The sequence below is a fragment of the Leptospira mayottensis 200901116 genome, from assembly GCF_000306675.2.
Taxonomy (GTDB): domain Bacteria; phylum Spirochaetota; class Leptospiria; order Leptospirales; family Leptospiraceae; genus Leptospira; species Leptospira mayottensis.
On the sequence record NZ_CP024872.1, the window covers coordinates 207,501 to 223,660 of the forward strand.

Consider the following 16,160-nt stretch of genomic DNA (forward strand, 5'->3'; position numbering starts at 1 on the left):
AGGATAAGGTAAAAACGGAAGGGAAAGAGGGACATCGGACATCCATAGATGTGTGGTCCCTTTCACTCCTGCATTTTCCAGAATTTCCATGTTCAATCGATCCGCATAATTAAACGTAGACTGTACCAGTAAAACTCCCCAACCTGCAAGTGCCGGTAAAATCCCGATGATAACAGCAGGAGCGTGCCTACTCGGAGTCGCTCCAAACGCCTGAGAACCAATCACAATTCCGATCCAAAGTACAATCGCCATTCCCGCTTCCACGGGAATCAATGCTTGAATAAAAGCGAGAAGTCCGAACAAAGCAACGATCGTCATGAAAACTCCATTGAGAGTAGAGTAACCAGCCCTGGCACCCAAAGCCTTCCAACCCGGATGGCCGATATAAATCGTGGTTGGAAATGGAGATCCGAAAAAAGACCCGACTACGGTTCCAACTCCGTTTGCAAGAAGAGAATCTCTCGTGTTGAAAGAATCCCCAGAAGCTTCCGCGGATTCTATATTTTGTAAGGAGCCAATTACGTTAAAAATTCCCATCGGAATTAGAACCGCAAGGTATTCTCTAATATCCGCAAATCGAAACGCGGTAAACAAATCATGTGCGCACAAGGTGGGAAAGTAAAATCCGATGTGATTCGTGGAGCCCTTAAGTAAGTCCGCGTCCATAATCGGATTTCCCCAAACTCCCGCAGACCAAACAAGCACAGTTCCTAAAACAACGGATACAAGTCCGCCCGGAATACGGAATGGGAACACAACTCTTGCGAAATACTGCAATAAAATCACTCCGAAAGGAAGAAACGCAATCAGAGGATTTTGAAAGGTGCGGACTAAAAAGTCCATGGAAATGAACGTAATCGCAATCCCCGCAAGTGAGGAAAGAAGTGCAGCCCTTGGAGTCACTTTCCGAATTTTTTCCGCCACAAAGGAACCGAACATTTCAATCAAACCCGAAAGAAAACTCGCCACGAGTCCCACCTGCCAAGCCATTTTGTAATCGCCGGTTTTCTTATATACGGGAAGCATAATAAAGAACGTAAATGCAAATAAGGAAACCGTATTGATTCCATACGGAAGAGCAGTGACGTCGGGCCTGTTTTCTTTCCGGGCGAGACGATGCGCCTGCCAAGAATAAAACAGATTTCCAAGTAGAAGAGAAATCGCCGTTCCCGGAAGAATCACTTTATATACAAATTCGCTCGGAACACCACAAAGCGTAGTCAACAAAAAAGAAAGAACGAGAATCTGAATCAGATTGTCGATCATCAGACCGAAAAATCCATCCAAATCCCCCGGCACAAACCATTTGAATCTATTTTGGCTCATTGTTTTGATTTACTCCCGAAATCCACTTGAATCACGTTGGACTGATCGCCTTTCACATCATCTTCTTTTTTTTTCGCCGAAGTTGTTTTTTCTCCGGATGAAAGTCCCTGAGAGGCTTCTTGTGTTTGTTCCGACGCAAACACTTTCATATTCATCAAAGTTGTCTGAGCTTTATCGAAGTAACGGAATATACAATCCCAAGGAACAAAAACTTCTTCCCAAGTATAACCGAACTGAAGTTCGGCGTAGATCCATTCTTCTCCTACGTCTAAATTACGGACTCCACCTTTGGGTCCGAATACGAGAATAATTCCGACTTCCTTTTCGCTTCCGACTAACCCTCGTTTGCCGATAACCAATTGAGGATGGGGAAGGGCGTGTAGGTAGAAGGTTCCGAATCCTCCCCAATAAAGTTCGAACAAAGAACGTTTGAATTTTCTGAGAGTCAAAATCTCTTCTTTCAGATATTGATTATCCATTCTTCAAATTTTGATCGGGAACTCCCGTGACGGCTTCGTTCAAATAATCCCCGTGGATCTTGTATTCCGGAACCAAAGCTTTAAAAGCGAGAAAGATATCCTTGTTAATCCTTCCTGCAGTCAAAAGTTCGTTGAATCTTGCAACAAACGTACTCACTTCCTGATTTTCCAAGGGCGCGGCGATTTTGATTTTAGGATGATGGGTTTTTTTAATTCCTTCCAAATCCAAAAGAAGCTCTTCGAATAATTTTTCCCCCGGTCTGAGTCCGGTGAACTGAATCGGTATATCTACATGAGGTCTGAGACCACAGAGACGAATCATTTCTTCCGCTAAGTTGAGAATTTTTACTGGTTCTCCCATCTCAAGGATAAAGATCTCTCCGCATTCTCCCATACTTCCAGCTTGGAGAACTAGCTGAGTCGCTTCTGGAATTGTCATAAAATAACGGATCACGTCGGGATGTGTAACGGTAACCGGACCACCGTTTGCAATTTGCTCCCTGAACCTTGGAATCACAGATCCGTTGGAACCGAGAACGTTTCCGAATCGAACCGTAATAAACTTGGTTTTTGTTTCTCGGGAGACATGTTGTAAATACAATTCCGCCGCACGTTTGGAAGCACCCATGATGTTCACTGGATTGACCGCCTTATCCGTGGAGATTAAAACAAAGCGCTCCACGCCCGAAAGTCTGGAAATATCAGCGACGTTTTTTGTACCCAACACATTATTCATCACTGCTTCGGTCGGATTGATTTCCATCATCGGAACGTGTTTGTAAGCGGCCGAGTGAAATACAACTTCGGGAGAATGTTTTTCAAAAATAGAACTGACTCTGGAAAGATTTTTGATATCCGCGATGATCGGAACGAGTTCTATATTTTGTCCTTGTAATTTCTTTCCAAGCTCGTATTCAATTTCATACAACGGAGTTTCCGCCGCATCCAAAAGAAGAATTCGAGACGGTTCAAAAACGGCAACCTGCCGACAAAGCTCGCTTCCGATCGAACCTCCCGCTCCAGTAATCAAAATCGATTTCCCTTTTAGATAGGAACGAATGGACTCGACTTCAAGATCCACGACCGGTCGACCTAAAAGGTCTTCCACCTGCACCTCTCTGAGTTGATTTAATTTGGGAGAATCAAAAAACAAAGAGCCCAAAGAAGGAAGAATTTTAAACTTCACATCCGTATTCTCAAAAGAACGAATCAATCGACTGATGAGTTTTCCGTCGGGATTGGTAATTGCGATGATGACTTGTTTTACTCCGAAACGATTGATCATCTGTTCCGCTTGGTCGATTTTCGCTAGAATCGGCACCCCTTGGATATGCGCTCCGATCTTCTGGACGTTATCATCCAAAAATCCGATCGGATTGAGCTTGAGTTCATTGTGTCTTCGAATTTCCGAAAGTAGAGTCGCGCCGATCTTTCCGGCTCCCAGAATCAAAGTCGGAAGGCCCTCTTCCTTAGATTTTTTGAGAATGTACTGATCCCGAAATACTCTCCAGGAAAAACTACGAATACAAAGAAAACTGAGTAGAAGAAGCGTATCCAAAACGGGAACCATTCTGGAAAGTTGTTCGAAACGATTGTAAAATAAGAGGGCCGTGGTTGAAATCAGAGAGGAGAGAAGTGTGACCTTGATGATTTCTACAAGATCGTGTATCGAAGCGTAAACCCAAATCGATCTGTAAATATCGGAGAGTATAAAAACACAGGCCCTTACGGTAATGACAATGATCAAAGAAGTAAAAAATCTTTCTGGCGACGTCAGAAAAATAAAAGACTCAAAACGAATCCAATGCGCCAAAAAATAGGAAATTCCCATGAACAACAAATCTAAAGGAAAGATCCACATTCTTCGATTCCACTGACCGAGCATGTAGGAAATAAAATCCGTTCGTTCCTAAAAGTCCAACCTTTTTGAAACAGATCATTCCGATTTTTAGGTAAACCGAAAAATGTGTTGCAGAAATTCTTTTCTTGCCTCACTTCCAATAAGAGGATAAATCGTTATTTCAGGGCACCTTGAAAGAAATCATCATCAACCTCCAAGGAGATTTGGATTTTAAATTGGGAGAAGCTTTGCTTTCCAAATTGGAAGAGCTATCCGAATTTCCGCGTAAAATTCTTTTAGACGCTTCCGGGCTTAAATCGACCACGCCGGAAGGTGTTTCGATATTAAACCGACTTCCAAAACGTTTTCCAGAATCCAAGTTTGCAATTTGTTCTGCGTCTATCGAAATCTCCGCACAAAAGGAAATTCCCATATTCAAAGATCGGGAATCTGCAAAATCGCATTTGATTGCAGTTGATTCTTCCACTTTTTCCGAAAACGCTCCCGTGCTCATCAATTGTCCGATTTGTTTTCATATTTTGAAGATACAAAATTTCGGGAACCACAGTTGTCCCGCCTGCCATGCCAAATTTTTCGTGACGAAAGACTTACGGGCATCCGCATTTGAAAGGTTATTATAATATTCTCACATTTCTTCGAAAAACCGAATCGTTTCCAAAACCTCCACAGGAACGTTTCCAGCCTGAAAATAGGGGTTGTATCTCTTTTTGATTCCCGAAACAAGTCTTCTTTTTCTGGACTCGAAAGAATCCATCGATTCCTTCAGAATTGGATGTTTTTGCAATTCGGCCCGAACTTGAGGGGAAAAAGGAACATACCGATTGAGAACGTCCCTCGCCACTCGGTTGAGTCTGAGTTTTCCGGACGATTCGAAAAGAATCCAATAGGAATAATCCGAAGCAAACATATCTTTTAAATTTTTTCTGTATTTGACAAGTTGTTGATCGATGCTCTTTTTCGCATCGGGAGTGAGAGCAGGGGACTTCCGATAATTTTCCAGATAAAGATAATATTCCGAAGTAAGTGAAGGTGGAGCAGAATCTTTCCACTTCCTTCCCCGAACCGTCCTTTCAATCTCCCACTTGAATTCTCCAAGGGTTCTCGTAATCGCCAAAGTCATGTTCTCGTTCAAAATCTGAGGAAATACGAGACGCCCTCTTGATACAAGTCCGGAAGTAATTTCCTGCCAAAGAACCCCTCTATTTCCGAAAACCGGAAGTATGATACAATCTGGACAAATTTCTTTCATCGCAAGTTCCGGTTTGCCGGGAGTCTGTTCGGGTTCAAAGGAGATTTGTCTGTAAAAAAGATGTTTATCGATTTTGCGAACGTGATCTACAACAGCATTTATTTTTTCATGCGTGACTAAAAACGCATCGGTTTCTCCGTACATTTGATCTTCGGAAAGAATCGGATATGCAAGATTCGGATTGGAAGAAACGCCGATAAGTCCGTTGAATAATAAATTGCTCAATTCCCAATCGAGAAGATGCAACAAATCTTCAACCCCGCTGTCACTCGCATATTCGTCAGTTCCCGTTTTGCGAAGCATGGAAGCGCGCACTTGTTCGTACGATTGTGCTAAATGATTTCGAGAAGTTTTTTTTTTGCCCGAAAGAATGAGTCCCAACCATTCCGGTAAAAAATACACTGCAAGTTTATGACTGGAAGGATCAGGATCTTGTGTATAACTTCTGATTTTTTCCAGCGTTCCGTAAAGTTGAACAATTCTCGTGGGAGAAAGAAGATTCTCGTCCACATAAAAGAAATATAAAAATAGTAAAACCGGTTTTGGAATGGGAGCGATGTCCGATCTGTATTTTGCATAACAAGCAGAATAGAGTTCTATAAAAGTCTGGATTTCTTCCGGTTTGTGCTCTTTACGGACCAGACCAGGATGTTCTTTAAATGTATGTACCCTTTTTTGAATCTCAGCCGCGGTAGAAGGACTCATACCACCGTAGTTTAAAATTTGTACAAGACTTCCTTGAAATTCGTCGGGCAGGACGACATCTTCCTGAATTCCTCCAATGCCTCCCATTTGAATTCCGCCCCAAGTTCTCGTTTTTTCCGGATCTTTTTCGGGAACAGTTTCTACTTGAATACCCATATCGTTCCCTTTCAGACTAAAAATCTTCGCGTCGAAACGCATCCATTCCTTATCATCGCCTGAATACAAAACGTGAAGCTTATCTCCCACCGAAACCGGAAACGCATTGTAGAGTTTTTTTGTGAATACTTTCGTACGGAGCGACTTCTGAACGAAGTCGGGCCCCGGTGGGTTAGAATACAAAAAACCGGGAAAGGCTTCTTCTCCATCGGTTAAAAATACGACGGGGGTGATTTTTTTAGGATGAGGACCGAGATCACGAACAAGATGTTGCAGCCTTTTGAATATGATCGTGTCTCTCCAGGCAGGAAGTTCCCCTTGATGAGCAAGATAAAGTGCAAATTCCGGAAGAAAAATCTCCTGAAACCAAGATTGTGACTCCGCAATTTTTTGAAGTATGGAAACCGAGGTGTGATCCAAAAAGGAATGTATCTGAATCACGTCCCTTCCGTTCATGTATGTGAGAGGTAACTTTTTAAGAATCTTAGCTCGAAGCGCAGCCCGATTTTCGATCGATTTCCGAAAACGTCTCTCCAGATAATATCCGACGACCAATAGAAGAGCCACAAAGATAGTTCCATTGATGACAGGAATCCAAGAAAATTCCGGCCAGACAAGAATTGGGCGTGCTTGGCCTAACAAAAACATGCGAAATGTATAAGTTTCTTTCTTTTGAGGTCAAGCAGGATTCTCCGAAACGATTTTAACTTTAAGAATCCTGCAATTTTAATTCCGAAACTTCCCTATCTTAGATTGGATAGACTCCGATTTAGCTCGAAAAAGTTGGCGTGTTCTACTTAGAATACAAGTTCTGCCTGAGAAAACTAGAAAAACCTTTTGATTCTGTTTGAAAACAAGTTCGGCACCGCCTAAGTAATTCTTAAATTCAAAGTACTCTATTTCAAATTGTAAAAATTTTACGAAGGTATACGAAAGAAAAAATCGATTTCAAATCCCAGTTAATATTAATTTCGATAGGAATCCGAGGATTCCGTATTCGAATTAAAAATTATTCTTTTCAAAAGAATCAATAAGAATATTGCTGGATTTATAACCTATTTTCACGGGATTCATCGACGTTTCACGTCGGTGGGAAGACGGTTAGAATCCGTCACGGTATCCGCCGCTGTAAGAGGGACGAAAGGCACAGGAAGAAGCCACTGGGATTAAACCTGGGAAGGCATGCTGAGTAGGAAAATCTCAAAGTCAGAATACGATCTCAAGAAAATCTTGAAGATACGTTTAAACCTCGGAAGCAAGGTAAACGTAACTTAAATAAAAAATAATATAAGATGTGTTAGATTCTAATAGGGTATTATGCATTCGTTTACTGTTTGGTTTTAGGTTCACTTTGAAAGGGGAGTATTGCGTTGTGTGCCGTTTCTACGTCCGCAGGTAATAAGGAAATAAGTAGAAACGTTCTTGGAATTTTCATCGTCGGAACCACAGGCATCGTCAAGCCATTTTCCACAGCTGCATTTAAAGCGAGCGTTATCCAAGCGATTCGTATGGCGAGAGAATACGAAGTTGATACCGTCATCCTCACGACGGGCGGGAAATCCGAAAAGTTCGCTATGAATCTATTCCCGAATCTGAAAGAACTTTCCTTTATTCAAGTCGGAGATTTTATCGGGACAGGAATTAAAATCTCTGTTAAAGAATCCATACGTCATGTGATCATCGTTGGTATGATCAGAAAGTTATCCAAGATGGCCGACGGCGTAATGATGACTCATAGAGGTGGTTCTTCCGTAAACACTAAAATGTTATCCGATATCGCGAGATCCGTGGGAATCTCTGAACCAATTGCGATCGACATCCAAAACGCAAATACCGCAAGACATGCATTAGAAATTTGCAGACAAAACGCATATTCTAGAAAAACGGATAACGTATACGTAATCCCCGGGAAGGCTCCCGAGGTTTTGGAAGTTCTTCCCGGCCCAGACTGCATTTTTGTTGGAGGCTCCAAAGGGAACCTCTATGACATTATTCGAATTTCCTTAAATAGAATTGCTTCTTTGGGAAGTTTAGTTATAGACGCAGTCACTCTGGATAACGTCACGGAGGCCTATCACAGTTTCAAAAAGTTAACCCTTGTTCCCGAAGTTACGCTTCTAAACATTTCCAGAGGGCAACCTCTTACAAATTATCTTAAATACGAAGCTTTGAATCCAATTCATATTTTTAAAATCATAAAACCGGACGGATTTTTCGCATGATTGTCCGCAAATATGGAAAACTCTACGGAGTCGAGTTTGGTCCAGGAGCCACTGACTTGATCACTCTCAGAGCGGTGCATGTTTTGAATTCGGTCTCAGTCCTAGCCATTCCTAAAAGTAGTGAACATCTGGAACCTTTCGCATGGAGGGTTTGTTCTCCGATTGTAAGAGAAAATTCTACCCAAGAAAAATTGTTTCTTCATTTTCCTATGACGAAAGATCCGAAGATTCTCATTCCCACTTGGGATAAAGCCTTTTCAGAAATTGGGAAACGTTTAAAAAAGAAACATAACGTTGCCTTCATCACCCAAGACGACCCTTCCGTCTACAGCTCCTGGAATTATCTTTTAGAAGAAGCAAACGATCGTTGGCCCGGGATCGAAGTGGAAATCGTTCCAGCAGTTTCGTCCATCACTGCAATTCCCGCTACTCTTAAAACCCCTTTCGCAGATGGAAGAGAACGTTTCTGCGTGATCCCCGGAACTTCCGGATTGGAAGACCTTCCTGAACTCATACGACATTTCGATACGGTCGTTCTTACAAAAGTAGGTCGAGTTATTCTGAGACTTGTCTATATATTAAAAGAATTAAATATTATACAAAACGCAAGTTGCGTTTCTTACGGAACGACGGATCGAAAAAAATAGTGAGAAATATAGAAACAATTCAGAACGAAAACTGTGATTATTTTTCGATGGTGATTATTTCTATTCGAAAACGTAAGGGCGCATTAAAAGGTCAAAATATTGAAACGGAATAGAAAACCGCATTCCGTTTTTGTAATAACTAAACACGGACTTAAGATAGCCAAAAAAATTCAATCCGCTTGGGCAGGAGTAAATCTTTTCGTTTCTTCCAAGTTCATTCAGGAAGCGCCGCCAAACTCCAACCTCTTTCCCTTCCTATGGATCAAACATTACGTGAAATCTTCCGGGAATACGATTGTCATATCTTTATCATCAGCGTGGGGGCTGTCGTCCGTATGATCGTTCCTTTATTAGAAAACAAGAAAGTAGATCCCGCAGTTCTTTGTGTAGACGATCGGGCCAATTTTTCAATCTGCGTTTTATCTGGACACGTAGGAAGGGGAAATTTTTTTACAGAAAAACTCGCACAAACCCTTTCCAATATTCCGGTGATCACGACTGCGTCTGACGTTTCTGGAACTTTAACCGTGGACATTTTAGGCAGGGGACTAGGTTGGACTTTGGAACATCCCGACCGAAACGTGACTCGAGGATGTGCAGCAGTAGTTAACGAAGCCAGAGTTTTATTCGTTCAGGAGACGAGAGAACCGAATTGGTGGCCTTTGGACAAAAATCTTCCCAAAGGCGTAGAATATTCCATTTCCTTAAATCAAATTCGTCCAAAAGATTATGAAATCCTTTTAATTTCAATGGACAGAAACAATCCTCAAAAAACCCATCTAAAACATTACAATAATTATATATTATATCATACTAAATCTCTAATCTTAGGCCTAGGCTGCGACCAAAACATCCCTTTAGAAACTGCAGAAAACAAGATTTACAAAGTATTAAACGAAAACGGTCTTGCAATCCAAAGTGTAAAAGCGATCGACTCTGTGGACTTAAAAAAAGATGAACCCGCGTTTCTTTCACTTTTTTTAAAATACGATTGGGAATTGATCACTTTTTCTCCGGAAGAATTAGATCGCGTCTCCTATATCCAATCGCCTTCGAAAGTTGTAAAAAATTTCGTGGGAACAAAATCAGTGACGAAGCCGCAAGCCTTCTCGCGTCCGGTGCAGCCTCCCTTCTGGTCTCAAAACAGAAATATAAGGAATCACCAAACGGTAAAATCTCACGATTGCAATTTCCCGAATTCCATTTTCGAAACGGCCTCACATTATGACACGTTCCGATTTTCTCATAAACTCAACGGAGAAAAAAGAATGCAAATAGGCAGGTTGAACATCGTCGGCATCCGTCCAGGCAACGATACTCACATAACTCCGGCAGTTTTACAGGCGATTCAGGAAGCAGATCTTGTGATCGGTTACGCCACTTATATCGGTCTCGTTAAACACCATTTAGTCGGCAAACAAGTAACCCAAACAGAAATGACGGAAGAAGTGGGTAGGGCGCAAACCGCTATTGATGCGGCAAAAGAAGAAAAAATCGTTACCTTAATCTCATCGGGAGACGCTGGTGTCTATGGAATGGCAGGACTTGTTTTTGAAGTACTGCAAAAAACCGGTTGGAAAAGGGAAAATTCTCCCGAAATCAAAATGATTCCCGGAATAACCGCAGATAGTTCCTGCGCTTCCTTAATTGGCGCTCCTCTCGTTCACGATACGGCAAAAATTTCACTCTCCGATCTTTTGACTCCTTGGTCTGTTATCGAAAATCGATTGGAATGCGCGGCCAAAGGGGACTTCGTTATTACACTTTACAATGCGGCTTCGGGACGAAGACAAAGACAGATCGTAGAAGCTATGAAAATTATTAAGCGACATCGTCCGGGAACAGCTCCAGTCGCTTCAATCAAAAGCGCTTATAGAAAACAACAAAATGTCCAACTTTCGGATCTGGACAATTTTTTAGATTACGAAATTGGAATGAACACAACCATAATTGTAGGTTCTTCAAATACGTTCGTCTATGAAGATTTTATGATCACTCCGAGAGGTTACACAAACAAATATTCTCTGGAAGACTCAAGTCTCAAAAAAGGGCAGAAAAAAGGATTTTCACTTCGTTCTACGCGAAATTTACAGAATAGAGTAAACTCAGATAATGCCGACCATCGTTTGGATACCCACTGAGTTAAAACGGTAGTGCACACCTGCTGCTACCAGGACACTGATTCACTGATGCACTGGTTGGATATTCTCCTGTGCCTCTTCTGTCGTCACCTTCTCCAGTGCAATTCCTGTTAGAAATTATAAAGTTAAATGCATTGTGGTCAAGATCCCCTAACTGTATAGTTATGAGTACTGTCAGAGCCCTATCTGGTGCTTCCAAGTTATAAATTACCTGGAGTGGGTCCATAGTGGGCATTAAAGCTTGCCTGTATAGATCAAAGGGCGTCGAAAGCGAGGTCGTTTGAATTACAACTAAGCCCTGAGAGGTCCTAAGAATTGGAACAGCATGTCCCACGACAATTCCATCTGAACGTTCTCTCCCCAGCATCCCTAACCAAATGCTTCCGGGAGGAGAATTGATGAGTGAATCAATGTGAGACATTATTTCAGGCCGAGTGAGGAATTCATCAGAGACAATCCAATCGTATTGAGGCAACATAGTCCTAGCAGATGCTAACCCTAACAATCTGGTTGTATTACCGTCGAGGCCATACACTCTAGGTACATCCGTCAGCAACATATCCAATAACGGATAACGTTGTCCAAATGAAACAAAAGGATCTCTATCATGAGCTGTATCGAAAAAATAACCCCCACTCTGAAGAGGCCCCTGAGAATAATACTCCTGGAGCTCTGCTAACATCTGGAAGCTCTGAAGCAGACAAACACCACACATCCCATGTATCTGAATTGCAGATGCGAGTGTAGCTGAAGTCGCTATCTGATAAAGTCTCCGAATCCAGTCATCAGTTAATTGAAAGTCAGGAGGTAAGGTCCTTTTTATTCTTTTATATACATGACTTTCCTTATTACCAGCCGGACAATACTGCTCTGTATTACCAAGATTACCAGCTGCATAACGTATCCAATCCAGTAAATATCCATCTACTAAAAACAAAGACGTTGGACTATTCGTGGTATCCTTTTCCAAAAAAGAGGGTTTAGCTGCATAGACAACACCCCAATTGGATCCATATCTGGTAACTCTCAGAATATTGCCTTTATAATCCTTGAGCATACCTCCCTCTTCAGTTTCAAGATAAACGTCCCAATAAGCAGGACTATCCTTACTCGTAGGGATATCATCACACAATACCCATCGAATCCAATTCCATTGATAACTACCTACCTTTGAATACATGCAAGAAAGACGTCCACTTACTGGATTGTATTGAGCAACATGTCCACTTTCAGGATTGTAGTAGATAGATGTGGTACTTTTTTTTGAGCCTTTTGAATGGATAAAGTAGCGGCTATTCCCCAAATTCCAAGCTATGGAAGTCTTAATACTGATATTCCCAGGAGTTGCCACAGTCTGAACCCAATCTTTCATCGAAGAGTCCAAGGTATGGTTATAACTATCCTTAGACTTCTTTGAAATATAGGCATACCACTTCACATCTTTTAAACGATAACGCTCATCTGCAGTCCAAAAGGAATTCTCTTTTACGATCCATCGCTGTAGTGGGTCATTGATAGTACAAGGTCTGAGATGCACATAATCCCAGTTTCTCTCTCCAAGAATGACTCCTTCTGGAGCAGTAATGCATAGCCATGTTTTATTAATGTAATAAGAAATTCTTTGAAACACATCATACCGAGCACTAGTAACGTCCTGTTCCCAACACTGCTCAAGTTGAATATAACTTTCACCACCACTAAAAACTGGAGCATAACAAAACTTTCCACCATCATGTATAACGATTTTGATTGCCTTATCTTTCGGATTATCCGTAGGCTTTTGAACTATCGAGTCAGAAACAACACTCGATAAAATATGGACAAGTGCAGGACTCACTCCGTAAGAAAAATCAACTCCAATTGAAATCAACAAAACCACTATCAAAACTATAAAACGATTCATTTTCACTTTCCTCTCTCTTTGAAAAATTAAGACCTAGTCATGTAAACATAAGGACATGAAATAAACATAGCTGCCAACTATATTATTAATTAAATAATTAGAGTTCTATAGTGACCTCAATCTTCAGAGACCCAAACCAAACAATCATAGTAATCAAATACACGCCGAGAATTTATCGGTTTCACACTGGCGGTGCAGTTCCATTGATTTGTATTGCAATCAATTTGAAAAATAAAAGGAAGATCATCTTGTAAACGATTTTCAATTCCTCGACATTAGAAGAGTTGATGTGATGTATACTTGGTGCCGACCAGAGCTTCGTTCCGTCTATAATAGGTCTTTCTGAGATGCCCTCGTTTTTAGATCCAGTGTAATGTGTCAAAATCCACTTAAGCAGGACGTCTTAAATATTTCTCCGAAGTCAAACCCCTGAGTGAACTATACGGCCTTTCTGAATTATAGAAATTTCTCCAGTCTTCGACAAGGCGCTGGGCTTCTTCAATATTTTTAAACCAGTTTTCATTTAAACATTCGTTTCGCATTTTTCCATTAAAGCTCTCGATGAAGGCATTCTCAGTAGGCTTACCCGGCGTAATTAAATGAATATCGACTCCTTTTTCGAAGGCCCAACGTAAAAAAGATTGAGAATTCTGTCTGCGTTACCACGGCGAATCTTCCAAAGTCATCGATAATATTCAAAATTCTGAATCTTCTTCCCGAGTAGAGTGAGTCCGACATGAAATCCATGGACCATCTTTCTCCAGAATTCTTAGGAACAAGCTTTGGAACTGATGGTAACGATAGTTTCTTTCGCTTTGGTTTGATATGGTATTTTAAGCCTAATCCCGAGTGGAGTCGATAAATTCCTTTAAACAGTTTTTTTAATATCTCTTAGGAGTCTATAAAAGACAAAACAACGAATCCGAATTCGTTTATCAATACTAACAATTAGCGAAATCCCTAAAAGAAAAGGATTCGTTCGTAAAATACGTCGTAGGAAAAAAACTCCTGAAAGTCTTTTTCCATTTTCCGATGTAAAGCTTCCCAACGATGTTTGGTGTGCAGACTTCAAAGGTCACTTTACTGTCGGAAACGGGAAACGTTGTGATCCATTGACCATCACAGATGCTCATAGTCGCTTTCTATTAGGATGTCAAATCCTCAAGAAAACGGATGGAGAAAGCACCAGGCGGGTATTTGAGAGAGTCTTTAAAGAATATGGAAGCCATTATAGCCATCAAGACAGATAACGGAAGTCCATTTGCATCAAGGGCCATTGGAGGATTGAGTAAGTTATCCGTTTGGTGGTTAAAGTTAGGGATTCGACCTGAACGAATTCAGCCAGGTAAACCTCAACAAAACGGTCGCCATGAAAGAATGCACAGAACCTTGAAACAAGAGACCGCGTTACCGGCTCGATCTTCTCTTAAAGAACAACAAGAAGCATTTGATCGGTTTAGAAGTGAATACAATTTAGAAAGGCCGCATGAGGCTTTGGAATATAAAACTCCTGGAAAAATCTATATGCCTTCAGAAAGAATTTTTCCATTAAGAATTCCTGAAATAGCGTATGCCACCAATATAGTAGTAGAAACAGTCTTAGATGATGGAACCGCCAAATACGGTCCATTTAGAATTTTCTTTGGTTCTCCATTGATCGGCGAACGGGTTGGTTTTGAAGAAGTCTCAGAGCGTTTGTGTAAGATCTATTTTACAAACGCAGTTCTGGGTATGTTAGATTTATTTACAGGAAAAGTATTGAAATACGAAACACCTGTGTACAACTACAACGAATAAGTGTAACCCATGTCTCCGGTCTAGAGTGTTACCGATGTGCCAGAACATACAATGAACAAATGTTCATAATGTGACAGAACTATCATTATCGGAAGTTGCTTATTTCCTCATTTAAAAATATACTTGAACCACTGAACGTTTCCTCACCTAAAAACCTACACGAAACCTAATCAAAAATCAGCACTCTTTTAAGTGAGAGGCTGTAAACATGAAACTATCTTTAGAGGAACGTAAGGTTATGATTAAGGTATTTCGAGAAAGATACAGATACGCCACTAAGAAAGAAAAGATAAGCATACTCAACGAGTTCGTGAGCCTGTCGGGCTTTAACAGAAATTATGCTTCTCAAGTTCTTAGAAAAAAAGAAGTTCTAAAAAAACTTTCGACTAAACCCAAAGCACAGAATAAAAGAACAGTTTACTATGATGCATCTGTTCGAAAAGTTTTAGAAGATCTCTGGAAACTTTTGGATCACATTTGTAGTAAAAGATTAGTCCACGCAATTCCAGAAACAATTAAGAATCTAGAGAGGTTTCAGACCTACAAAATTTCTAAAGAAATAAAACAAAAACTGTTAAAAATCAGTGCTTCCACAATTGAAAGGCTTTTAGTTCCAATTCGAAAAAAGCTTGGAATCAAAGGAACCTCGATGACGAAACAAAATAAATATCTTATCGATCGAATTCCGATTAAAACTTTTGGAGAATGGAAAGACTCTCTTCCTGGATTTACACAGATTGATTTAATCGCTCATAACGGCGGGAATGTTTTCGGAGGTTTTTTCTCCACCCTCTGCGCCACAGATGTTTGTACAGGCTGGACGATTTGTATCCTTGTACGCGATAAAACGATGCTACAGATGCTCAAAGCCCTTATAGGGCTAAAAAACGTATTTCCTTATCCTCTCTTAGGGATTCACTCTGACAACGGTTCTGAATTCATTAATGAATCAATCATTCGATTTTCCGAAAAGTATCATCTAATCTTTACACGTGGCCGTCCTTACAAAAAGAACGATAACCCTCACGTAGAACAAAAAAACTTTTCAGTTGTTCGAAGAAATACTGGTTATCTCAGATTCGATAAATCAGAACACTTCGAAATTTTAGTAAAACTTTATTCTTTATTAAATCTTTATAATAATTACTTCTTGCCGGTTATGATGTTAAAAGAAAAGCATCACATTGGTTCAAAATCAATGCGAAAATACGATATTCCAAAAACACCGCTCCAGAGAGTTTTAAAGAGAAGTGAAATTCCAAGTGTAAATAAATTAGAAATAAAATCCATTTACAAGAATCTCGACCTTTCCTCGATTAAAAATGAAATAAACCAACTACAAGACGATCTAATCAAAATTGCAGCGCCAATTCGATCACCTAATGTGAAAGTAAGAAAGCGCAGGAAAAAGGCAATCTATCATACAACTCCAAAATGGAGACGAGAGTTTAGCCCTACTTCCTCGAATCCATTTTTACAACGTCAAAAAATGCAAGAATTAAGGAGGGCAGCCGAAACGGTTTGGAACAGGCAAAAATAGTATATTCAATCTCAAGAATTTAGGCTATATTTGGAGTAGATTTTTAGATAACGAAACAACTCATGTTTCATACTCGTTTTTCATGAGGAAAGTCGAGTGCCCGGTGGATGACATAAGAATCCACTCTAAATTGT

Annotated in this window: 7 protein-coding genes, 6 pseudogenes and 1 riboswitch (1 of these 14 only partly in view); of the genes and pseudogenes, 7 read left to right on the forward strand and 6 right to left on the reverse strand. The window is 40.6% G+C overall.

Translation table 11 applies throughout. The annotated features are described in order from the left end of the window. The 3 genes in view from LEP1GSC190_RS18520 to LEP1GSC190_RS18530 are tightly spaced (each overlapping or abutting the next) and all read right to left on the reverse strand, a layout consistent with a single transcriptional unit that may run on beyond the window. Positions 1-1,326 carry the 5' portion of a membrane protein gene (locus tag LEP1GSC190_RS18520; protein ID WP_002749416.1) on the reverse strand. It extends 285 nt beyond the left edge of the window, so the window shows 1,326 of its 1,611 coding nt (coding positions 1-1,326); its start codon is at positions 1,324-1,326; the stop codon falls past the left edge of the window. After that, entirely contained in the window at positions 1,323-1,805 is a 483-nt protein-coding gene (locus tag LEP1GSC190_RS18525; RefSeq protein WP_002749472.1) for a ClpXP protease specificity-enhancing factor SspB, read from the reverse strand. The genes LEP1GSC190_RS18520 and LEP1GSC190_RS18525 overlap by 4 nt, the downstream gene beginning before the upstream one ends. Next, on the reverse strand, positions 1,798-3,690 hold the full coding sequence (locus tag LEP1GSC190_RS18530) for a polysaccharide biosynthesis protein (RefSeq protein WP_081586321.1): 1,893 nt from the start codon (positions 3,688-3,690) through the stop codon (positions 1,798-1,800). The genes LEP1GSC190_RS18525 and LEP1GSC190_RS18530 overlap by 8 nt, the downstream gene beginning before the upstream one ends. 146 nt (positions 3,691-3,836) lie before the next feature. Here LEP1GSC190_RS18530 and LEP1GSC190_RS18535 point away from each other — a divergent pair, with 146 nt between their 5' ends. After that, entirely contained in the window at positions 3,837-4,286 is a 450-nt protein-coding gene (locus LEP1GSC190_RS18535) for a hypothetical protein (RefSeq protein ID WP_002749453.1), read from the forward strand. 5 nt (positions 4,287-4,291) lie between these two features. On the opposite strand, the gene LEP1GSC190_RS18540 is transcribed toward LEP1GSC190_RS18535, so the two are convergent. Next, complete coding sequence (locus tag LEP1GSC190_RS18540; protein ID WP_002749599.1) at positions 4,292-6,424, reverse strand: hypothetical protein; 2,133 nt, start codon at positions 6,422-6,424, stop codon at positions 4,292-4,294. 402 nt (positions 6,425-6,826) lie between these two features. Continuing rightward, positions 6,827-7,011: riboswitch (cobalamin riboswitch) on the forward strand. 189 nt (positions 7,012-7,200) lie between these two features. Here LEP1GSC190_RS18540 and LEP1GSC190_RS18545 point away from each other — a divergent pair. The 4 pseudogenes from LEP1GSC190_RS18545 to cobJ all read left to right on the forward strand — a co-directional run. Then, positions 7,201-7,998 (forward strand): annotated as a pseudogene (locus tag LEP1GSC190_RS18545) (cobalt-precorrin-5B (C(1))-methyltransferase); the annotation flags it as partial. Further along, positions 7,995-8,758, forward strand: a pseudogene (cobI, locus tag LEP1GSC190_RS18550) (precorrin-2 C(20)-methyltransferase). The pseudogenes LEP1GSC190_RS18545 and cobI, both read left to right, overlap by 4 nt. Beyond that, a pseudogene (locus tag LEP1GSC190_RS18555) lies at positions 8,745-9,923 on the forward strand (cobalt-precorrin 5A hydrolase). Before cobI ends, LEP1GSC190_RS18555 begins: the two co-directional pseudogenes overlap by 14 nt. Beyond that, a pseudogene (cobJ, locus tag LEP1GSC190_RS18560) lies at positions 9,914-10,777 on the forward strand (precorrin-3B C(17)-methyltransferase); the annotation flags it as partial. The pseudogenes LEP1GSC190_RS18555 and cobJ, both read left to right, overlap by 10 nt. A gap of 10 nt (positions 10,778-10,787) precedes the next feature. On the opposite strand, the gene LEP1GSC190_RS18565 reads toward cobJ, so the two are convergent. Both LEP1GSC190_RS18565 and LEP1GSC190_RS21260 read right to left on the reverse strand, forming a co-directional pair. Next, positions 10,788-12,689: a DUF1561 domain-containing protein gene (locus LEP1GSC190_RS18565; protein ID WP_117344733.1), complete on the reverse strand. Its 1,902-nt coding sequence runs from the start codon at positions 12,687-12,689 to the stop codon at positions 10,788-10,790. A gap of 389 nt (positions 12,690-13,078) precedes the next feature. Next, positions 13,079-13,559: pseudogene (locus tag LEP1GSC190_RS21260) on the reverse strand (integrase core domain-containing protein); the annotation flags it as partial. Positions 13,560-13,633: 74 nt separating this feature from the next. On the opposite strand from LEP1GSC190_RS21260, the pseudogene LEP1GSC190_RS18575 reads away from it, so the two are divergent. Both LEP1GSC190_RS18575 and LEP1GSC190_RS18580 read left to right on the forward strand, forming a co-directional pair. Next, positions 13,634-14,486: pseudogene (locus tag LEP1GSC190_RS18575) on the forward strand (integrase core domain-containing protein); the annotation flags it as partial. 238 nt (positions 14,487-14,724) lie between these two features. Next, on the forward strand, positions 14,725-16,026 hold the full coding sequence (locus tag LEP1GSC190_RS18580; RefSeq protein ID WP_117344736.1) for a DDE-type integrase/transposase/recombinase: 1,302 nt from the start codon (positions 14,725-14,727) through the stop codon (positions 16,024-16,026). Positions 16,027-16,160: the final 134 nt, after the last annotated feature.

What these genes read in the sequence shown, in the direction of transcription:
- LEP1GSC190_RS18530 (WP_081586321.1), bottom strand. Translation starts at nt 3,690, where the DNA reads ATGCTCGGTCAGTGGAATCGAAGAATGTGGATCTTTCCTTTAGATTTG.
- LEP1GSC190_RS18565 (WP_117344733.1), bottom strand. Translation starts at nt 12,689, where the DNA reads ATGAATCGTTTTATAGTTTTGATAGTGGTTTTGTTGATTTCAATTGGA.
- LEP1GSC190_RS18525 (WP_002749472.1), bottom strand. Translation starts at nt 1,805, where the DNA reads ATGGATAATCAATATCTGAAAGAAGAGATTTTGACTCTCAGAAAATTC.
- LEP1GSC190_RS18540 (WP_002749599.1), bottom strand. Translation starts at nt 6,424, where the DNA reads ATGTTTTTGTTAGGCCAAGCACGCCCAATTCTTGTCTGGCCGGAATTT.
- LEP1GSC190_RS18580 (WP_117344736.1), top strand. Translation starts at nt 14,725, where the DNA reads ATGATTAAGGTATTTCGAGAAAGATACAGATACGCCACTAAGAAAGAA.